This window comes from Micromonospora sp. ATCC 39149, assembly GCF_000158815.1.
In the GTDB taxonomy this organism is placed as follows: Bacteria; Actinomycetota; Actinomycetes; order Mycobacteriales; family Micromonosporaceae; genus Micromonospora.
This window is the reverse complement of sequence record NZ_GG657738.1, coordinates 831875-852267: the sequence shown is the minus strand read 5'-3', so window position 1 is coordinate 852267 and position 20393 is coordinate 831875. Positions and strand designations below refer to the sequence as shown.

At 72.7% G+C, this 20393-nt stretch carries 17 protein-coding genes; 6 read left to right on the top strand and 11 right to left on the bottom strand.

The genetic code is table 11. From position 1 onward, the window contains the following. Positions 1 to 47 precede the first annotated feature (47 nt). Positions 48 to 1700, bottom strand: coding sequence for an amino acid adenylation domain-containing protein (locus tag MCAG_RS03375; RefSeq protein ID WP_007071571.1), 1653 nt, complete (start codon positions 1698 to 1700; stop codon positions 48 to 50). A gap of 307 nt (positions 1701 to 2007) precedes the next feature. Further along, complete coding sequence (locus MCAG_RS32120; RefSeq protein WP_007071570.1) at positions 2008 to 3348, bottom strand: DUF4386 domain-containing protein; 1341 nt, start codon at positions 3346 to 3348, stop codon at positions 2008 to 2010. Positions 3349 to 3448: 100 nt separating this feature from the next. Here MCAG_RS32120 and MCAG_RS03360 point away from each other — a divergent pair, with 100 nt between their 5' ends. Continuing rightward, a complete protein-coding gene (locus MCAG_RS03360; RefSeq protein WP_007071569.1) occupies positions 3449 to 4111 on the top strand; it encodes a TetR/AcrR family transcriptional regulator in 663 nt (220 codons plus the stop codon). Between the two features lie 219 nt (positions 4112 to 4330). Beyond that, a complete protein-coding gene (locus MCAG_RS03355) occupies positions 4331 to 4558 on the top strand; it encodes a hypothetical protein (protein ID WP_036372161.1) in 228 nt (75 codons plus the stop codon). 139 nt (positions 4559 to 4697) lie between these two features. Here the strand turns inward: MCAG_RS03355 and MCAG_RS03350 are convergent, their stop codons facing one another. Further along, on the bottom strand, positions 4698 to 6362 hold the full coding sequence (locus MCAG_RS03350) for a ricin-type beta-trefoil lectin domain protein (protein ID WP_036372159.1): 1665 nt from the start codon (positions 6360 to 6362) through the stop codon (positions 4698 to 4700). Between the two features lie 499 nt (positions 6363 to 6861). Between MCAG_RS03350 and MCAG_RS33345 the strand changes: the two genes are divergently transcribed. The 3 genes from MCAG_RS33345 (at position 6862) to MCAG_RS03335 (ending at position 8713) form a co-directional block, all read left to right on the top strand. Continuing rightward, positions 6862 to 7338: a VOC family protein gene (locus MCAG_RS33345; protein ID WP_007071567.1), complete on the top strand. Its 477-nt coding sequence runs from the start codon at positions 6862 to 6864 to the stop codon at positions 7336 to 7338. Continuing rightward, positions 7326 to 7736 carry an ester cyclase gene (locus tag MCAG_RS33340; protein WP_198141486.1) on the top strand — a complete coding sequence of 137 codons (411 nt, stop codon included), beginning with the start codon at positions 7326 to 7328 and terminating at the stop codon, positions 7734 to 7736. Before MCAG_RS33345 ends, MCAG_RS33340 begins: the two co-directional genes overlap by 13 nt. A 215-nt stretch (positions 7737 to 7951) precedes the next feature. Continuing rightward, positions 7952 to 8713 carry an IclR family transcriptional regulator gene (locus MCAG_RS03335; protein WP_036372157.1) on the top strand — a complete coding sequence of 254 codons (762 nt, stop codon included), beginning with the start codon at positions 7952 to 7954 and terminating at the stop codon, positions 8711 to 8713. A gap of 15 nt (positions 8714 to 8728) precedes the next feature. Here the strand turns inward: MCAG_RS03335 and MCAG_RS03330 are convergent, their stop codons facing one another. From MCAG_RS03330 to MCAG_RS34360, 8 genes are all read right to left on the bottom strand, one after another. Continuing rightward, positions 8729 to 9568 (bottom strand): IclR family transcriptional regulator, encoded by an 840-nt coding sequence (locus MCAG_RS03330; protein WP_036372154.1) that lies wholly within the window; start codon positions 9566 to 9568, stop codon positions 8729 to 8731. A 235-nt stretch (positions 9569 to 9803) separates the two neighbouring features. After that, complete coding sequence (locus tag MCAG_RS03325) at positions 9804 to 10127, bottom strand: hypothetical protein (RefSeq protein WP_007071563.1); 324 nt, start codon at positions 10125 to 10127, stop codon at positions 9804 to 9806. A gap of 28 nt (positions 10128 to 10155) precedes the next feature. Further along, positions 10156 to 11994, bottom strand: a complete 1839-nt coding sequence (locus MCAG_RS03320; RefSeq protein WP_036376168.1) for a M43 family zinc metalloprotease — start codon at positions 11992 to 11994, stop codon at positions 10156 to 10158. A gap of 850 nt (positions 11995 to 12844) precedes the next feature. Beyond that, positions 12845 to 13483, bottom strand: a complete 639-nt coding sequence (locus MCAG_RS03315; protein WP_007071561.1) for a flavin reductase family protein — start codon at positions 13481 to 13483, stop codon at positions 12845 to 12847. A 381-nt stretch (positions 13484 to 13864) separates the two neighbouring features. After that, complete coding sequence (locus MCAG_RS03310) at positions 13865 to 14608, bottom strand: YqjF family protein (protein WP_007071560.1); 744 nt, start codon at positions 14606 to 14608, stop codon at positions 13865 to 13867. A gap of 92 nt (positions 14609 to 14700) precedes the next feature. Beyond that, entirely contained in the window at positions 14701 to 15849 is a 1149-nt protein-coding gene (locus MCAG_RS03305) for an alpha/beta hydrolase (protein WP_007071559.1), read from the bottom strand. Beyond that, positions 15846 to 16481 carry a CHAT domain-containing protein gene (locus MCAG_RS34365; RefSeq protein WP_232290345.1) on the bottom strand — a complete coding sequence of 212 codons (636 nt, stop codon included), beginning with the start codon at positions 16479 to 16481 and terminating at the stop codon, positions 15846 to 15848. Before MCAG_RS34365 ends, MCAG_RS03305 begins: the two co-directional genes overlap by 4 nt. A 752-nt stretch (positions 16482 to 17233) precedes the next feature. Next, positions 17234 to 18823 carry a CHAT domain-containing protein gene (locus tag MCAG_RS34360; protein ID WP_232290058.1) on the bottom strand — a complete coding sequence of 530 codons (1590 nt, stop codon included), beginning with the start codon at positions 18821 to 18823 and terminating at the stop codon, positions 17234 to 17236. On the opposite strand from MCAG_RS34360, the gene MCAG_RS03295 reads away from it, so the two are divergent. Further along, positions 18794 to 20393 (top strand): NACHT domain-containing protein (locus MCAG_RS03295; protein ID WP_198141485.1); only part of this gene is annotated, 1600 nt, incomplete at its 3' end. The two genes, MCAG_RS34360 and MCAG_RS03295, sit on opposite strands and share 30 nt — an antisense overlap.

The window sequence follows — 20393 nt, the reverse complement described above, 5'->3', positions numbered from 1 at the left end:
GACGGTACGCGGCGGCGGGGCCGGCTGCGGCCGGACGGGAGTGGTGGTCATGCCGCCGCCTCCTCGATGTGCGCCCACTGCCACCGCAGGTCCAGGGCGAGTCGGTGTAGCGCGTCCCGGTCGACCTTGCCCCGGCCGGTCATCGGCAGCTCCGGCAGCGGATGCACGGCCGCCGGCACGTAGTAGTAGGGCAGTGCGGCGGCCACCGCGTCCCGGCACCGCTGCGGGTCCAGTTCCGCCGGGGTGACGAAGGAGACGAGGTCGCGGTCGGTCAGCTTGAGCGTGACCGCGCGCCGGCAGCCCGGCACCGCCTCCAGCACGGTGGAGACCGCGTCCAGCTCGACCCGGAAGCCCCGGACCTTCACCTGGTCGTCGGTGCGGCCCAGGTGCTCCAGCTCCCCGTCGGCGCTCCAGCGGCCCCGGTCGCGGGTGCGGAACATCAGCCGGCCGCCGCCCAGGAACGGGTCCGGGGCGTACCGCTCGGCGTTGAGCGCGTCGTTGTCGAGGTAGCCGGCGGAGACGCAGCCGCCGCCGGCCCACATCTCGCCGACCTCGCCGATGCGGCAGGGCCGACCGTCGGCGTCGAGGACGTAGACGGTGTTGTTCGGCGTCGGCCGGCCGATGGTGAGCGCCGCGCCGGGCTGGTGGCGGTGCATGGTGTTGACGATGGTGGTCTCGGTCGGCCCGCAGCAGTTGTAGAAGGTGCGGCCGACGGCCCACCGGTCGGCCAGCGGGCGCGGGCAGGGCTCGCCCGCCACGGCGACCACGCGGACCCGATCGCACCGGGCCAGGTCGATCCGCCCGAGCACCGACGGGGTGGCGATCACCACGTCGGCGCGCGCGGCGGTTGCGGTGAGGTCGCGGTCGCGTACGAGCAGGGTGCCGCCGTTGGCCAGGCAGCCGAGGATCTCCCAGGCCGCCATGTCGAAGGCGACGTTGAGCAACTGGGCGACCCGCCGGCCCGGCCGGATACCCAGGTTGCCCGGTGCGGTGAGCAGGATGTTGGCCACGTTGCCGTGGGTCACGGTGACGCCGTTCGGCGTGCCGGTGGTGCCGGAGGTGAACAGGACGTAGCACCCGTCGTCGGCCCGCACCGGGCGGTCCGGGACTCCGGCGGTCACGTGCTGGCCCGGCGGCAGCGGCTCCGCCATTATCTCGTCGACCGCGAGCCGCGCGACGCCGGGTAGCGCCGGCACCGCGTCCAGGGTCGCGGACGTGGTCAGCACCGCCCGGCATCGGGCGGTTGACGCGACCTGCCGCAACTGCCCAGCAGGGGCGATCCGGACGTCCTGCGGGACGTAGGCCGCCCCGGCCTTCAACGTCGCCAGGATTCCCACCAGCATCGGGATGGACCGGCTGGTGAAGACGCCCACGGTGTCCCCGGTCCCTACGCCGAGGGCCGCGAGCCGGGCGGCGAGCCGGTTGGCCTGGCGGTCCAGCTCGCGGTAGCCGATCCGTACCCCGAGGTGCTCGGCCGCGACGGCGTCCGGGGTGGCGGCGGCCCAGCGTTCGAACGCCTGGTGGATGCGCAGATCGGGTACGGGCACCACCGGTCCCTGGCCGAACCGGTGGAACAGATGCCGCTCGCGCGGTGGAAGGTGGTCCAGCAGGGGGCCTTGCCAGCCGTCCGGCTCGGCGGTGAGGGTGCTGACCGGACGCGCCGTCGTGTCGTCGATTGTGTCGGACTGTCGTACGGACATGGGGGTGCTCCTGTTCTGATCGGCCGCCCTGCGCGGCGATCAGCATCGATGGTGGGCAATTCGAATGGGAAATGTCTTAGATTCCGCGCGGCGACCAGGGTGTACGGCCCTGCCGAAACTTGCCGTCGAATTGCGAGACGCCATCTCTCTTTACGCTGCACCGGGGCTAACCTGGGGCGACACCGTCAGCCGCAGGAGACACCATGATGATCCGAGCTCCGCAAGGCTCTGGATTGTCCGCAGACCCCCTTCTGGCGGGCCGCCCCGCCGCCGGACGACCCGGCGGCGGGGGCCGCCCCGCCGTCGATCACCCGGCCAGCGGCATGGCCCGCGCCGGGACACCGACCCGTGTCCCCGTCTCACGGGGCTGCGCCTGGCGAGCACGGTCCCCGTCCAGATCGGACCGGCGGTGACCGCGCGAGCGCGCGGCGAACACGAGCAGCCAAGCCATGAGCACGACCTCACCGACGAACGTGACCGCGGCGACCTGGAACGGGTAGGCGGCAGGGGCCAGCGCTCCGATCGAGTCGGCGAGGTAGCCGGCACCGGCGATCGTCACGAGCACCGCCACCCAGTTCGGCACGGCGTCAGACCGCCACGCCAGCCACCCGATCATCAGCAGGTGGACGCCGAACAGGATCAGGCCCAGGCTCCAGATCTCCTGGAAGTCGGCGATCCGCGCGTACACGCCGGGGCTTGTCTGGTCGGTCCTCGCACCCGCACGCAGGAGGCCGGCGGCGGCGATCAGGTGCGTGATCGCCACGGCGAAGACGACCGCGTATGCGGTGCGGCACCAGGCCGAGAGCAGCGCGACGGCGCGGTGGGTGCCGGCGAGGAACGCCCGCAGCGCCCAGGCGACCAGCACGTCGAGGCAGACCACCGTGAACAGGGCAGCGGCGGCGAGGACGAGTTCCCGTTGATGCGACAGCAGCCGGGTGGTGGTCTCGGTCGCGTCGGCGGAGACCAGCCGTTGCACGACGCCGAAGTTGGCCAGGCCGGCGAGCACCGCCATCAGCAGCAGGCCGAGCCCGGCGGCCAGCGCCGCTCGCGGCCGGGAGCCGCCGTCCACGGCCGCCGCCGCGCTCGACGCCCCGTCACCAGCGGTGCCGGAATGCGCGACGGTGGACGGCGTGAAGCCCCGAGCGAGCAGCAGCAGAGCGAAGGCGATCTCGAACAGTCCCCCCGGGACCGCCAACACGAGCCCGACCGCAGCCCCCATCAGCTCGGCGGCGGTGCCGATCGCCAGTAGCGCGTAGCCGACGAATCCCCAGACCGTCAGCCAGCGCGGCAGCCAGCCCTGCCTCCCGAGGGCCAGGCAGAACGGCAGGCTGCCCATCCCCAGCGACAGCATGGCCAACTGGTATGCGATGTCGGCCGCGTCCGCCCCGGCCGAGTTGAGCAGGACGACTCCGGCGGTGAGCAGAAACGCCTCCGCGCCGCGCGCGACGAGGTATGTCCAGGCGGCCCCCGGATGCGGTCGGCGCAGTGCCCGAAAGGCCAGCATGCCGATGGCCGCCACCATGACGGAGTTGAGCGCCACGAGCGCCACCCCGGCGGGTCGCCCGGCGAGAGCGCTGCCGATGCCGTAGGCGACGAACGCCAACAGGAAGAAAGCACCGGCGCATCTGCCGGTCACACGTTGGGACATGTTCGCCTCCAGGCTTTCGTACTAAGTACGTTGTACTAAGTACGATACGCTTGGCGGGCAAGTCCGGTCAACGGAGCGTCGAACAGACGGGAACCAGGCGGTGGGCGAACCAGCACGGCAGCTGAGTCGTGAGCGGGTGCTGCGGGCCGCGGTCGGCATCGCCGACGCGCGCGGCCTGGGAGCGTTGACCATGCGGTCGCTGGCCGCTGAGCTCGACGCCAAGCCGATGTCGCTGTACCACTACATCCGCAACAAGGACGCGCTCCTCGACGCACTCGTCGACGGAGTCTTCGCGGAGATCGAGCTGCCCGGGGAGGGCGACGACTGGCGCGCCGAGGTGCGCCGACGTTCCCTCTCGGCCCGCGCGGTTCTCGCGCGGCACCCCTGGGCGCTGGCCCTGGTCGAAACCCGGACCAGCCCCGGGCCGGCCACCCTGCGCCATCACGACGCCATGCTGGGCGTACTGCGGGCCGGTGGCTTCTCGCTGTCGATGACGGCGCACGCGTACGCGATCATCGACGCGTACGTCTTCGGCTTCGTGTTACAGGAGGCGTCGTTGCCGTTCGACGGCCCGGACTCCGCCAACGCGGTCACCGACTCGATCATGGAGGGTGTCGCGGCGGGCGACTATCCGCATCTGGTCGAGTTCGCCACGCAGCATGTCCAGCAGCCTGGCTATCACTTCGGCGGGCAGTTCGAGTTCGGCCTCGACCTGATCCTCGACGCGTTGGCGGTGCACGTCGACGGCGCGCGCCCGTCGTGAGTCCCATCGCCGGGCCCGGCGGCCGGACTGAACGACCGACCGCTGACAGCGGTGGGTGTCGGACGGGCGGGCGCGGTTGTGCGGGCAACGCCTCGCGCAGCACCTCGATCAGGCGGCGGTCCCTGGGCACCCGCAGGATCGCCCCGGTGCGGGCCAGGTGCGCCTCGAACCGAGGTCGGGTCGTTCAACCAGAACATGACCGCCGGGCGCGGCTAGCTGGTGATCGCGGCCGTGATCCTCGACGCCTGGCGACTCGGCCGCACCCTGGTCGGCTGCGTCGTCTTCGGCCTGGCCGACGCGATGCGGCTGGCGCTGCCGGCGCTCGGGGTCACCATGAACCCGCAGCTACTGATCGCCGCGCCGGCCCTGCCGGCGACGCTGGTGTTCGCCACCGCGCATCGCGAACCCCGCGCGCTGGCCCAGCCGTTCCAGCGCGGCACCACCTGACGGGCACGACGAGTTGGCGGAGTCGGCCGAGCTGATGGGTTGCGCGCGTTCGGCGCGGCCGTACGAGCGGGACCGGGCGGCCCGGGATGTCAGACCGTCTGCTGACGGTGGCATCCCGGGCGCCTGGTCGATCGTGGCGTCAGACCCGGCTCCACCGCTGGTTCGCGGCGGTATGGCAGGTCCAGACGAGCACGGTGGTGCCATTGGCCGTACCGGCGTTGTTGACGTCCAGGCAGAGTGAGGGGAACCGCACGCTGCTGATGGTGCCGTTGCCGTTGAAGGTCCACTGCTGGTTGGTGCCTCCGTTGCAGTCCCAGATCTGCACCCGCGTACCGGCGGTGGCGTTCGTGGGAAGGTTCAGGCACTTGCCCATGAGCTGGAGAGCCTGGCCGGACTGGGTGAACTGCTGGTTGGCGCCGGTGTGGCAGTCCCAGATCAGCATCCCCGTGCCGTTGGCCGTGTTGCTGTTGTCGAGGTCAAGGCATCGGCCGCTGGATTCGCTGCGGAGCCGGAACGTGGTGGGCGGTGGCGGCGTGGTGGGGGGCGGCATGGTGCCGCCGCCGCTGACCCGGTAGACGACCGTGCCGTGGGCCGGGACGCTGGCGGAGATGGTGCCCGTGGTGGTGGAGGTGCCGTTGGTCCAGGCGTCGAGGAGGGTGAACGAGGAGCCGGACTTGCCGATCGCGGCGGCGGTGGTGGAGATGGTGGTGGTGGAGCTGCCCTGGTTGAACAGGGCGACGGCGACGTCGCCGTTGGCGAGTCGTTTGGCGAGGACGCGGCGGGTTCCGTCGTTGGAGATCTGGGTGGCCTGCAGGCCGAGGGTGTCCTGGTTGATGGCGATGAGATTGGCGTTCTTGAGGATGGTCTGGGTGGCGCTGTTCATGTTGCGCAGGTCGTTGCCGGCGATCAGGGGTGAGGCCATGATGGCCCACATCGCGAAGTGGCTGCGCATCTCGGTGTCGTTCATGCCGCCGCGGCCGACTTCCATCATGTCGGGGTCGTTGAACGAACCCGGACGTGCGTAACCGGCCAGTGGCACGTTGACGTTGATGATGTTCTGGATGCCCATGGGGTAGCCGTTGGTCTGGCCGGTGTCCCAGGCGTTGGTGATGTCCTCGGTGGTGCGCCAGATGTTGGCGACGTCGCCCCAGTTGCGCATGGGGCCGGTCTTTTCGTGGATGCTGTTGGGGTTGATGCTGTAGAGGATGGGGCGACCGGTGGCGGCGAGGGCGTCGCGCATGATGGCGAACCGGTTGACCTGTTCGTTGATGGTGCCGGTGGGGGAGCACCAGTCGTACTTGAGGTAGTCGACCCCCCAGGCGGCGAACTGACGGGCGTCCTGGGCCTCGTGACCCATGGCGCCAGTGGCTCCGGGGTAGGAGCCGAAGTACTGGGCGCAGGTCTTGTCCAGGGGCGCCTGGTAGATGCCGAACTTGAGGCCACGGGCGTGGATGTAGTCACCCAGGGCCTTCATGCCGCTGGGGAACCGAGTCGGATCGGCCTGGAGGTTGCCCGCCGAGTCACGGTTGGGGTTCATCCAGCAGTCGTCGACGACGACGTACTGGTAGCCGGCGTCTCGCATGCCGGAGCTGACCATGGCGTCGGCCATCTGCCGGATCAGTGCCTCGTTGATGTTGCAGAAGAACGTATTCCAGCTGTTCCAGCCCATCGGCGGGGTGCGGGCGACCCCGTTCTCCAGCGCCTGAGCCGCTCTCGGTGCGGCGACTGTGTCGACCACAGCCACGCCGGCTGCTCCCAGTAGTGCGACGCTCAGGGCGGCCAACCATCTGGTACGTGCGCGCATTGACTCTCCATCTTTCCGGACGGCGGATGTCGTTGTGTTGCCAGTCAATCGATGTAAATTGGCGGGCAAGGGACGGTGCGCTGGCGACATCGAGGTGACGGCTACCTGCGATTACGGGACGGGAAGGTGAGCCCTGGTCCCATTGCTGCGATAGGCCCGGATATCCGCGCTCGACGCTGCAATACGCATTGCTCCGGGTCCCGCAGGGGATCCCGGTGGGCTGGTCGGAGCGGCCCGGTAGCTCCTCGGGAAAGTTATCATGTTATCGCTCACACGGGCAAGCGAAGAGCTGTCAGTGATCGTCGGCCGCCAATAGGTCACTACCCGCGGCCCCCGGCTGCCAGCTGCGCAACTGCTCCAGTGTGCGCGGCCCGATGACCGCGCTGGCACGCCGCCCCGGCCCCGGGCACTGTCCCGCCGGGTCGAATCGGCCCGGCCGGGTCTGTGTCCGCGGCACATCGCCCCCTGCCGGCGGGACGAATAGGCTGGTGGCAATGTGATGGACATCCGGCAGGTGGAGGTACTCATGGGGACCGGCCTGACCCAAGCCCGATGGACGCACGTGGCTCTGCCCACCGGCGACCTCGACAAGGCGATCGCGTTCTACACCAGCCTCACCCCGCTGGTGGTGGTGGAGCGGTTCGCCGACGCCGACGGGGAGAGCGTGTGGCTCTCCAACGACAAGCAGGTCGAGACGCCGTTCGTGCTCGTGCTCGTCTCCTTCGACAGGGACAAGGGCGGCCAGCTCGGCCTGCTCCAGCCGTTCGCGCACATCGGCATCGAGGTGCCGCAGCGCTCGGACGTCGACGAGATCGCCGAGCGGGCCCGCGAGCTGGGCTGCCTGCACTGGGAGCCGCGCCAGATGCCACCACCGGTCGGCTACATCTGCGCGCTGAAGGACCCCGACGGCAACGTCATCGAGATCTCCCACGACCAGCAGGTGTTCGACACCGTACGGCGGCTGTGGGGGAACTGACCGCAGCCCGTACCCGGGCCGCGGTGCTGCGCTACCTGTCCGCGTTGAACGGCCGCGATGCCGATGCCGTCGCCGCCTGCGTCAGCGTCGGCTTCGTCAACGAGCACACCGCCGGGCTCGGGCGGGGGGTGGTCGGCCGGGCCGGCTACCGGGAGCGGCTCGACGGCTTCCTGGCCGAGTTCGTCGACCTCCACTACGAGGTGGAGGAACTGCTGGTCGACGGGGACCGGGCCGCCCTGGCGTACCGGATGTCCTTCCGGCTGGTCTCCGCCGGGCGGGCCCCGGTGCGCGTGCGCGGGATGTTCCGGTTCCGGGTCGACGCCGACGGCCTGGTCGCGCACCGGGTCGACTACTGGGACAGCGCCGAGGTGCACCGCCAGCTCGCCGCCGAGTCGTGACCCGACGTGGCCGCCCCGCCTGGCCGCCGCACTCCGGCGAACCGCTTCGCCCTGCGCCAATGACGCGACGATCACATAGCGTAGCCGGGGAGTCGCCCTGCAGCAGGCTCGGCGGCCCCAACCGCTCCCGTCGCCTCTTGGCCGTCCTCGCGCCCCGGCCATCGCGCTGGGTAGAGTTCGCACCCGGCGGAGGCGACGGGGCGCGAGGTGACGCGATGGCGGCCGGGGTCGAGGAGCGCAGCGGCGACGCGCCGGCGATCCAGACCGTGCAGCGGGCCGCCACCATTCTCCAGGCGTTCTCCGCCGAGCGGCCCCGGCTCACCCTGGCCGAGCTGACCGCCGACCTCGCGATCAGCCGGGCCACCGCGCACCGGTACGCCCGCGCGCTGCGCGCGGCCAACCTGCTGCGCTTCGACACGGCCACCGCCACGTACACACTGGGTCCGCAGATCCTGGCGATGGAGGCCGCTGCCCGTGCGGCGCTGCCCATCGTCACCGCCGCCGAGCCGTACCTGGACCGGCTGACCCGGCTGACCAACCAGACCTCGGTGCTCAGCGTGTGGAACGGCGAGAGCCCGATCGTGGTCCGCTGCATGGACAACACCAGCGGCGACGTGCGGCTGAGCGTGCGTACGGGATTGCCGTTGGATCTGGCACGTTCGGCGCAGGGCCGGGTGTTCTGCGCCTTCCTGCCGCCCGCCGAGGCCCCGGTGGTGGCCCGTCAGCTACGCCTGTCGGCCCGGCTGAGGGCGGTGGCCGAGCAGGTGCGCCGCGACGGCTTCGCGGTCAACTCGCCGGAGGACTTCGGGGTGCGGGCGCTGGCCGCGCCGGTGTTCGAGCGTACCCAGGTGGTGGCCGCGTTGGGCGTGCTCGGCACCGACGCGGTGCTCTCCGGCGCGGCGGAGGCCGCGGCGGCGGACACCCTGAGGCAGGTCGCGCGTGAGTTGTCCGAGGGGCTCGGCGCGGACGTGGGCTGACCCGGTCGGCGCTGGTCAGCGCGCGCCGGTGCGGCCTTCGGCCGCCGGTGCGCGGTGGCCGTCGCCCGTCACGGGGCGGTGGCCGTCGCCGGTGCTGCCCAGCTCGGCGGTGACCACGGCGGCGACGCGTTGCAGGGCGATGGCGAGCGGGGTGTCGGTGCCCTCCGGCACGGAGGTGGTGGTGCCGACGATGGCCATCGCGGCGATCAGCGTCCTGCCGCGGAAGACGGGCGCGGCGATGCTGCGTACGCCGTTGGCCGACGGCGTGTTGGCCGATATGCCGGTGCGGCGGATCTCGTCGACCTCCCGCCGCAGCTCGGTCGAGGCGGCCAGGTCGTCGGCCAGCCCGGGGACGTCGTCCTCGGGCAGGAAGGCGCAGAAGATACGGCCCTGAGCCGACTCGGTGCGCGAGAGTCGGGAGCCGGCGCGGACGCTGACGCGGATGACCCGGTCGGTGTTGTCCTCGGCGCGGACGACCACGGCCGTGTCACCGTCCCAGACGCTGAGCACCACCGTCTCGTCGATCTCGCGGACGAGCTGCTGCATGTGCGGGCCGGCGATGCTGATCACCGGCATCGCAGCGCGTGCGGCGGCAGAGAGGGTCAGGATCTGCGGCCCGAGCGAGTAGAGGCCCTCCCGCTCGTCGTAGCGCAGCAGGTTGCTCTCCCGCAGCGCCTTGGTGTAGCGGTGGGCTGTCGCCTTGCTGGTGCCGAGGCTGGCCGTCAGTTCGTTGAGGCTGAGTCGTGGGCGTGCCGCGGTGAACGCGTTGAGGATGACCGCCGCGCGTTGCACGGTCTGGATCGCCGGAGCGCTCTGGGCCGCGCGCCTCTCCGACGAGGGGCTGTCGTCCGCCATCTGGATCCCTCGTTGCGTTAAGTGAGACAGGATCATGGCATATGACGCATCGGCCTGTCGTTCTCTGCTGGCTTCGTAGCGCAATGTCCGCTTACTCGGGGAGCACGAGACCCACCGGGCTCGCCGGATGGCCGTGGACCCCCGCAACATCGACGTGTGGCGGCCGGCCGCCGATGACTGGGGCCACCCCCGGCAGGGACGGAAGCCCTCGACAAGCCGATCGGGTGACAGGCCGTCAGCCGGCCTCCTCGCGCCACCGGACCTCCAGCCGGTCCGGCTCCAGGCGGACCACGTCCATCACCCGCCGGCCAGCGGCTTCGGTGTGGACGTGGACCGGTCCCTGCGGCTCCCCGTGCCAGCGGCCGGGCCGGGCCTCGTTGGCGTCGCCGCGCCCGATGGGCAGGTCGATGAAGGTCCCGTCCGGGCGGAACTCGATGCCGTCCCGCCCCCTGGCCGGCGGGAAGGGATGCCCGGACGGTCGGTAGACCTGGACCCCCTCGTGGTCCTCCTCGAAGGAGTGCAGCCAGCGACGGCTCAGTCGGTCGGGCGTGTCCGGCATCGGTCCGCTTCCTGTCCTTGGTCGGTCGTCACGTCGCCGTCGTCACCAGCGCCGGCACCGGCTGCGTCGGGGACGGCTGGGCCGCCGGCCCCGGTCCGAGTGGCACCCCGAGGGACTCGTACTCCAGGGGCGACGGCAGCCACCGCACCCCATCCCACCACTTGTGGTGCAGCGCGGAGTCCGGGCCGGTGACGAACACGTCGAGCCGGTCCGGCCCGCAGGCGACGACCTCGGGATCGCCCGTGCAGACGCCGCCCAGGCGTTGGTAGCCGGTGGTGGTCGGCCACCAGGCCGTGCCGTCCCACCACTTGTGGTAGAGCGCGGCGTCCGGGCCGGTGACGAACACGTCGAGTCGGCTCGGCCCCCGGGCGACGACCTGCGGGCTGCTCGTGCAGACCCCGCCGAGGTAGTCGTAGCCGGTGGCGCTCGGTCGCCAGGCGGTGCCGTCCCACCACTTGTGGTAGAGCGCGGAGTCCGCGCCGACGACGAACACGTCCAGCCGGTTCATGCTCGCGGCGACGGCCGCCGGCTGACCGACGCATATCCCGCCCAGGTGGTCCCAGTCCGGGCCGGTGGGGCACCACTGCCCGCCGTCCCACCACTTGTGGTGCAGCGCGGAGTCCGCGCCGACGACGAACACGTCCAGCCGGTTCGGTGCCCGGGAGACGACCTGCGGTTCGCTGGCGCAGATTCCGCCGAGGTGGTCGTAGCCGGTAACGCTGGGCCGCCAGGCGGTGCCGTCCCACCACTTGTGGTACACGGCCCGGTCGAAGCCACGCACGAGGACGTCGAGCCGGCCCGGGCCCCAGGTGGCGACCCGGGGATCGCCGAGGCAGACCCCACCCAGGTGTTCCCACTGCGCGCCCGAGGGCTGCCATCCGGTGCCGTCGGACCACCTGCGGTGCAGCGCCGAGTCGGCGCCCCGGCGCACGACGTCGATCCGTCCGGCGCCCCGGCTGACCACCGGGGCCGCCGGCTGCGGTGTGGCGGCGGTGGCCAGCAGCGAGGAGCGGGCGGTCTGGAGGCAGGCCTGCATCCGGGCCACCTGCCCCTTGGTGAACATGAACATGGCCGCGTCGTCGACGTAGTCCATGTAGTTGACGAACAGGTCCCCGCTGGGGGCGTTGTCACAGCTCACGCTCGGGAAGCTCGGTTTGCCGTGGTTGGGGCCGGCCTGGTTGGGGGTGTCGCCCACCTCGTCGGTGCCGCCGCAGCCGGTGCCGTCGTCGCCCCAGATGTGGAACAGGTTGAGATAGTGGCCGACCTCGTGGGTGGCGGTGCGGCCGAGGTTGAACGGCGCGGCGGCGGTGCCGAGGGTGCCGAAGGCGGTGTAAGTGATCACCACTCCGTCGGTCTGCGGCGGCCCGCCGGGGAACTGCGCGTAGCCGAGCAGGCCGTCGCGCAGCTGACCGACCCACAGGTTGAGGTACCGCGCCGCCGGCCACGGGTCGGCGCCTCCGGTCGCCGCCGACTTGATGCCGTCGTCGTCGGGGGAGAACTGAGCCACGCTGGTGGGCGTGCGGGTGATGCCCGTGGTGGGTCTGCCGTCCGGACCGGTCGTGGCGAGGTGGAACTCGATCTGGGCGTCGCCCACCAGGTCGCGGAACGGGGCCGGAACCGCCCCGACGTCGCTGTTGGCCGCCCGGTAGTCGGCGTTGAGCACGGCGAGCTGCGAGTGGATCTGCTCGTCGGAGATGTTCTGCCGGTCGTCCTGATAGACCACGTGCACGACGACCGGGATGCGCACGACGTCGGGGAACCGCGTGCCGGCCCGGCCCGACATCGCCAGGCGGGTGCTGTTCTCGATCGCGCCCCGGGCACGGGCGTAGTCCTGGTTCTGGTTGAGCAGCCTGCGGTGCACGGGCATCGTGGCGCACCAGTGCCGCGGGGGCCCGGGGGCACCGTTCCCGGTCGGGGCGGTGCCACCACCCCCGCCGGCCATCCCGGCCATCCCGGCCATTCCGGTCGTTCCGGCTGTTCCGGGTCGCATGCCCCCGCCCGTCCTGCCGTCCCCGCTCGGTCCCGGTGCGGCGTTCATGCCGGACGGGCCGGTGGCACCGCTCGTCGCGACGACCGGCATCCCCACCGCTCCGGGCGTCCCCATCGGATCCGGTCGGCCGCCCGGCAGATTCCCGTCACCCATCGGGTTCATTACCCCGTTCGCCATTCCTCCCCCTCCGGCTGCTGTGGATCGCCCCTCGAAAACAGATGTTAGGGCGGCGGCGACAAGCGCGACGGAGTTTGGCTATACGTGCCGTAGGAACGGATGCGGACGGCCTGTTTCGTGCCGGAAAGCGGACGGAAAACCTTCCCCGACCCTCGAACGCCAGATGGAACGGCCTGGTGCGGAGTGCGCACCACACATGTAAAGCGTGGACGAAGCCCAGACAGGGTGAATTCATTCGGGTGCCGCCGGCCGTTCTTCCGCCGTTTCGGGATTCGGCCGTCGTCGGCGACGAACTGCCATAGTCTGAGTTTTGTCGGTGTCCTGCGGGGCCGGTGAGCGGGGGGTGGTCATCCGGGATCGTCCTCGCCGCGCAAGAGGAGCCGGCGGCCGTTGTGGCAGGTCATGATCTGGCCGAAGACGGGTTCGACGATGGCCTTGCGGCGTTCTCGACCGGCTCGACCTCGAACAGTCCATTCCAACCACGCATACCGCCATGATCCCGCACGAGTGATCACGAAACGCACGCGGGATGCCGCCGCGCGGTACCAGCTCAGACAGCCTCCCGCTGGAGTTGATGCGGCATGTTCCAGCCTTCGGCGAGTTTCGACGGATGGATGCTGTGTCCACCGCCGAAGAATTCGCAGAACTTCATGATGAGCGGGTCCCATCCGAGCGGGTCCACGTAGTGCGTCCCCGGAATGATCAGATCCTCCTCGACGTGGGCGCGAAGGACCTCGACCTGAAAGGCAGTGGCATGAGGAGTGGGACTGCCGAAAGGGTGCGCCGAGACGACCCTGCACTCCAGCTGGACCGGACATTCCGCGACCCTGGGCACCCGGACCAGCTCCGATGCCTGCTCGGTCAGCTGCGCGGCCGAGAACTTGTCCGGCTCGTATCGGTAACCCTGCGCCGCCCTGTAGTCCGGCACGGCCGATGTCCCCGTGGTGAGCGCGATCCGGTCAACGGCGTCGACCATCGCTGATGAGGGCAGGTTGAGCACGCATTCGCGTTCGCGCAGCAGGTTCGCGGTCGTCTGGCCGCTGTTGCCGAGACCGAGCATGCAGGACTGGCCCAGCCACCAGGCAGAGGACATCGGCGCGAGGTTCGCGGTGCCGTCCTCGTTGCGTGAGCTGATCAGCACCACCGGTGTCCCGAAGTACAGTACCTTGAGCCCGGGGACCACGTGCATTCGTTCGCCTTTCGCGGGATATGAGCTGGAGAGACTCGCCGTGCGGTACGCGAGCCGCCACCAACTGTCCGCAAAAAAAGCCCAAGCTGCTGGCGGCAATCGGACGTTGCGTTCCGCCAGGTCGGATCGATCACCCGACCACGGACACCCAGCCCGTTGCCGATTACTGGAACACGCTCCTAGCCTGCCGCCGGTGAGGAAGGCGCGACATGGCGCTCGTAGAAGTGGACGAGCGGGACCGGGCGGTCACGCTCACCGCCGGTGACGTCGCCGTGGTGCGGTTGCCGGAGAAACCGACCACCGCCTTCGTCTGGTCGATCTCGGTCAGCGAGCCGGAGCTGCTTACGGTCGAATCGTCCCAGGTGCGCCGCAGCGGCCCGGTCAGTCGGGCCGGCGCGCGACGGTGGGCGGACCAAACACGACCGGCACACCGGGGGAGTACAGCACGCTCACCGGTGCCCCGGTGGGGGCGGGCAGCCCGGCGGCGGGGACCAACTCGTCGTCCAGGTGCAGCAGCTCCGCCCGGTGCAGCGGCCAGCGGGGATGCCAGTTCGGCAGGTGCAGCGTGCGCCCGTGCACCCGGGTGTGCAGCCCCCAGCGGGCGGTGAGGAAGTGTTCCAGCGGGGTCGGGTCGGCGACCGGCTCGCCGACCCGGACCACCATGCGGCTCGTCGCGCCGGCCGGGCCGGGCCAGCGGCGCCGGCAGCGGTAGGTGCAGGTGTCGCCGTCGCGGTCCAGCCGCATCTTCGACCACAGGTACGGCAGCCGCAGGCTCGCCCGGGCGACGAGCACCGGGACCAGCCGGGACGCGTCGAGCGACCGGAACACCACGGCCCGCCGCCCGGCGTCGTCGACCGAGTAGAGCCGGACGTTGGTCTCCCAGAAGGTGCCCAGGTACGGCACCCCCGGCCCCCGACCGAAGCCCAGCCCGACCATCCGGAAACCGACGAGGCCGACGTAGGTCGCCCCGTCGAGGGTGTCCGGACGGGTGCCGGCGGGCAGCAGCGGCGCGACGAGTTCCGGCGCGACCGCCCAGTGCAGGAAGGTGAGGTCCTCCCAGCGCTGCCGCAGGGCCGCCCAACGCAACGCCCGCCCGGGGGCGGGATCGACCGGCTCGATGTGCACGCCCCCATCCTCCCCGAACCCCCCATTCCATCCTCCTAGGACGCCGTGCGCGCCGTGCCGCCCCGCACGGCAGCGCGGATGCGGCGGGTGGTTCACCGGTCCACGGGCTCGGCGAACGTCTCGTGCAGCACGGAGACTAGGCGGGGGTTCGTCCAGTACGCCGAGTGCGTGTAGAGCTGGTCGGAGAGCAGATGCTCCACCCGCACGTCCCTCGGCGCGGAGCCGTCCGCCCAGCGGAACAGCCGGCTCGCGACGAAGCCCAGCGGATCCAGCGGATGCCACAGGTTCGCCCAGCGGCCCAGTGAGTCCGGCAGTAGCACCGGCCCGCTCCCGTCGTACGGGGCGAGCTGACCGCCGCGCGGGTCGAACAGGTGGAACAGCGGCCACTGGCAGCCGAAGGTGACCAGGCCCGCCGTGCGTACCGGGTTCTCGCCGGTGGCCAGGTCCAGCGCGATGACCGCGCCGAGGCTGTGGCCGATCAGGTGGACGGGCTGCTCCCGCCCGGCGCGCTCCCCGGCGACGGCGGCGATCTGCTCGCGGATGCGGGCCCGGATCCGTTCGCCGTGCCGCTGGTAGACCAGTACGTCGCCGAGGGTCAGGGCGACGTACTGGGCGCGGGCGATCCGCGCCCAGGTGTAGAAGCGCTCGCCGGCCGCCCCGACGGCCGCGCCGGCCACCCGATCCAGCTCGGGCAGGCGGCGGCGGATGGCCAGACGGATCGCCCCCGGGTCGCGTACCTCGTGCCCGGCGTCTCCTGCGGTGTCCAGCGCCGCCGCGGCGAGCGCCGCACCCACCTCGCCGAGCAGCGTCGGATCGTCGGCGTGCCGCAGCCACCGGGTTCGCGGCCAGGCCTCGGCGATCGCGGCCAGCGCCTCCTCGGTGACCTCCGGCGCCGCGCCCCGCGACTCGATCGGTGAAGGGTCCAGCGTCTGCCGGGCCCGGGTCCGGACCAGCTCCAGGCGCTGTGCGGGGGTCAACGGGACCGGGCCGGCAAGCCCCAGCGCCGCGTCCTGCCCGGCGGGCGGGGCTGCGCCGTCGCGGACATCCCAGGTCTGCCCCGGGCCGGGCGGGATGGCCAGGTCCACCCCGAGGGTGGACGAGCCGAGGTCACCCCAGTAGACGGAGTGCATCGGCCAACGGCCGAGGGCGGCGGCGCTGAGCTCCGCCACCCGCCCGGCGACGACCGCCGGGTCGCGGTTGGCGATGCCGTGGATCACGAAGACGGGTCGTACGTCGCTCACGTGCCTGCTCCCCTGAGGATGGTCGCCTGTGGATCTCCGTACACGGCGTAGGCCAGCCCGGTCGGGTCACCCGGGTCGGCCAGCAGCTCCCGGCGCGCGGCGAACGACGCGGCGGCCAGCGGCGCGCCCCCGCGCAGCTCCGCGTAGAACCGGTCGGCGTAGCGACGGGCCGACTCGGTGCGCAGGGCCCATGTGGAGCCGACGAAAGCGCCGGCCCCGGCGCGCACGAACTCGTTGGCCCAGCCCCCCATGAGGGTGTCGTACGCGCCGCCGTCGACGCTGCGGCAGGCGTTGAAGAACACCAGCGGGCAGCGGGCTCGCAGGCTGCCCCGCGCGGCGGCGCGGCCCAACGCGACCGGGTGGAACCGGCCGTCGTCCATCGCCACGCCGCCGTCTGAGTCCGCGCCGGGATGCTCCTGGTGGCAGGCGAGGTGCAGCAGGCCGAAGTCGCCCCGCTCGATCCGCCGGACCAGCTCCGCCACGGTCGTGACCAGGGCGCCGGGGGCGCCGAGGCCGGCGTTGACCCCCCGGACCTCGGCCCTGGCGCCGGTCGGCGGGTTCCGACCGTGCACGAAGACCGCGTCGGTCAGCGACAGCGACCGGGCGGGGGAGTGGGCGCCGGTCTGCCGCATGACCGCCAGCCGCTCGGCGGGGAACTCGTCCCAGGTGGGGGGCAGCAGCAACTCCCACGGCAGCTCACTGACGTCGCTACAGATCGTCAGGCCGGTGGCCGTGGCCAGGCGGGCCTCGACCTCGCGGCCGATCTCCGGCGGCATCGCCCGCCACAGCAGCGAGCCGTACCCGGCGAGCTCGCCCCGGACGACGGCGGATTGCCCGCCGGCGCCCCGGGCCGCCGCGTTGACGGTGCGCAGCAGGTCCGCGAGCAGTCCCCGGGGGATCGACTCGGCCGTGGCCGCCGGGCCGTCGCGGCCGACGAGCCGGAAGGCGTAGCCGTCGCGGCGGCGGTCTACCTGAAGCGTCACCTCGTCCGGCCGGGGGGTGAGGTGCTCGACGCGCGCCGCCAGCCGGTGCGGCTGGGCGTACGACGCGGAGTCGGTGACCAGGACCGTGCGGACGATCGCGGCGATCTGGCTGCCGCCACCGTCCAGGAAGGCCCGGACCGTGACCTCGTGCCGGCCCTCCTCGGCGGCGCTCAGCACGAACGCGACGCCGTCGGGGTCCGCACCGGGATACACCCGTACGACGTGGACGGCGTCCGAGTCGATCGACAGCGTCTCCGAGGCGGCCGTGACCAGCACGTCCACCCCCCGCTCGGGAATGGGGAACGGCCGGGTGGGGACGCTGCCGGGCCCGCCGTCACGGCTGACCGTCACGTGCAGCGGGAACCGGGTGCCGAGGCGGGCCCGGCCGGACAGGGCGGTCGTCAGGTACCGCACCGGTGGGGTACTTCCTGGTTCCGCCCGGAACCGGCTCTCGGCCGCGCGTACCGTCTCCATTGCCCACCGCTCCAGCGCGGGGTCGCCGCGCAGGGCGCGCGCGATCGCCAGGTCCGCCACCGGCCCCGGCGGCCGGGCCAGCGCCTCGGCCAGCAGTTTGTCGATGCCTGCGGCCGCCTCCGCGTCGGCGACGAACTCGCCGAGGCGCGACCGCGCCTGCTCGGCGACCCAGCGCAGGGTCCACGCGTCGTCGGGCACCGCTCACGCCCCCGTGAAGGCGAAGGCCGCCCACACCGACGGCGCCGACCACGGCCGGGAGTCGCCGCTGCCGCTGCGGAACACCTGCGGCAGCAGCGCGCCGGCCGCGTCGACCGGCAGCCACGGCTCACCCGCGTCCAGGGCCTGGGCCCAGCGTTTCCTCCCAGCTCCACCGGGGTCACGTCGCGCAGCCACCGCTGGGTCCCGGCCAGCGCCTCGGCGGGTGAGGCCTGGTCGTCGGCGCGCCAGCGCCGATAGAACTCGGTCATGAACAGGGCGGTGGCGTGATCCTCGACCGGCCACATCGACGCCAGCACGCCCGCGACGCCCGCCTGCACCAGGCCCGCCGGCAGCGAGATCACCTCGTCCGGCAGATCGAGGCCGGGCAGGAACGTCTCGCACGCCGAGAGCACCGCCAACCGCATTCGCAGCCGCAGCGGCAGCACGTCGGCCAGCCGCAGCCGGCCCTCGCCGGCCAGCCGGAGCGCGCTGCGCAGCGGGTCCCGCTGGTCGGCGCTGCCGTGGCAGCCGAAGTGGGCGACCCAGGCGGCCGGCAGCTCCGCGCGGACCCGCCCGACGGTCGCGTCGGGGCCGGTCAGCGTGGTCACCGGCCCGCCGAACGCGGCGGCGGCCACGCACCCCTCCCACTGGGCGTAGGACAGCTCCGGATCGACCACGACGAGCAGACCTCCGTCGGGTTCGGCCGCGGCCCGCCGGCGGCTCGCCGCCAGCGCCCGGGCGTTCGGTACGTAGCTGAGCGCGAGCGCGTCGGCGAGGTAGCCGAAACCCGTCGGCCGCGCCGCGTCGGCGTACCGTGCGGCGTGCAGCGGCAGCAGCCCGACCAGGCCGCACGGTACGACGGATGCCCGTGACTCGCCGGCCAGCTCGGCCAGCAGGGGCCCGGCGGCGGCCTCCCACAGCCAGTCGCACAGCTCCGCCAGGTGCCGCTCCCAGGCCGCCCGGCGCGAGGCGGGGGCACCGGGGGTGGGGAAGTGCTCGCGGTGCCGCTCGGCCCACTCGTGCACCCGAGCCGCCCGTAGCTGCGGCAGCGGCACGTCGACGATCTCGTCGCCCCGGACGACCAGCGCCAGGCCGGTGTCGTCGGCCGGTGTCACGTACACCAGCGGATGGTCGGCGGCGTCCGTGACGTCGCCGATCTCGACCGGGGCGAGGAACTGTTCGTAGCCGGGGATGCGCTGGATCTCCCCGATCGCCGACCGTAGTTCGGCGCGGGCGGCCCGCAACTGGTCGAAGAGCGCGTCTGGACGCTGCCCGCCATCATGAACCCCGTGCGGGGAATTCTGCTGAAGGTCCGTCATCAACCCCTCGTTCCGTACGTCGTAACGGTGGTCGTGGTCGTGGTCGGGTGGGTCATCTGGCGTTCCGACCTGGAGACCGCGGATCGGGTGGCGAGCGTCGGCAGCTTCACGGTCGCGGCGGCGACGCTGCTCCTGGCCGTCTGGGGCGGCGGCCGTGCCGGCCGGCCCGCGCGGTCCCTCGACGAGCATCAGAGCGCGCTGCGGGCGGCCGTGCGCCAGCAGTGGCGCGTCGAGGAGGCGCTGCGTCGCGTCCAGGACCCGGTGCCGATCCCCGTGCGGTGGGAGGCGCTCCCCGCCGGGTTGGGCGGGCAGGACCACTGGGCGAACGTCGGGCTGGCCGGCGCGGGGGCGGTGGAGGTGGCGGTCGCCGGCCGGCTCGCCGAGGTCGCCACCGTGTTCCGCCGGATCCCGTCGCGGCGGCTCGTGGTGCTGGGGCCGGCCGGCGGCGGCAAGTCGGTGCTGCTGATCCGGCTGGTACTGGACCTGATCTCCGGCGGCCAGCCGGGTGAGCCGGTGCCGGTGCTGCTGTCGCTGACGTCCTGGGATCCCGGCCGCGCCGGCTTCGCCGACTGGCTGGTGGCCCGGCTGGCCGCCGACTATCCGGCGTTGGCCGCGCCGCACCCGGACTTCGGCACGGTGGCGGCGGCCCTGCTCGCCGAGGAGCGGGTCCTGCCGGTGCTGGACGGGCTCGACGAGTTGCCGGCGGCGGCGCGCGGGGCGGCCCTGCTCGCCCTCAACGCCGCCTCGCCCCGGCTGGCGGGCCTCGTCGTGGCGAGTCGGACCGCGCAGTACCTTGACGCGGTGCGCGGCGGCGACGTGCTCACCGGCGCGGCCGTGGTGCGGCTGCTGCCGCTGCGGGTGAGTGACCTGGCGGCGTACCTGCCGCGCACCGCCCGCCCCGCCGGTGCCGCCGCGGTGACCGCGTGGGACCCGGTGCTGGCCCGGCTCGACGCCGCGCCCGCCGACGGCCCGGCCCGGCTCGTCGGCCAAGTGCTCGCCACGCCGCTGATGACGTCGCTGGCCCGCGCCGCCTACAGCGACACCGGGTCCGATCCGGCGGCGCTGCTGGACCGGGACCGCTTCGCCACCGCCGACGACCTCGCCGGGCACCTGCTCGACCGGGCCGTTCCGGTCGCCTACACCGAGCACGCGGGCGGCGCGGCGGCCCGGACGGCGGCCCGGGCCATGCCCTGGCTGGCCTGGCTCGCCGCGCACGCCGGGCCGGACATCGCCTGGTGGCGACTCTGCGCCGTCGCGCCGCGGGCGGTGCCGGCCGGGGTCGGCGGCGTGTTCGGCGCGGTGGCCCTGGGCGCGGTGGCCGGGCTGGCCGGCGGTGGCGTCGCGGGCGGCGTCGGCGCGGTCGCCGGGGCGGCCGTCAGTGGATTCGTGATGGTTTGTCAGCCGCTGGTCCCCACCGGGCTGCGCACCGGCGCGGCCCCCGACGGTCCCGGCCCGGTCGCCGGCCTGCCCGGTTTCGGTCGCGGCGGCGGCGCGTCTGGCCTGGCCGGCCGGCTGACCGGCGGTGTCACGCCCGGCCTGGTCGGCTGGGTGACCGGCGGGGCGGCGACCG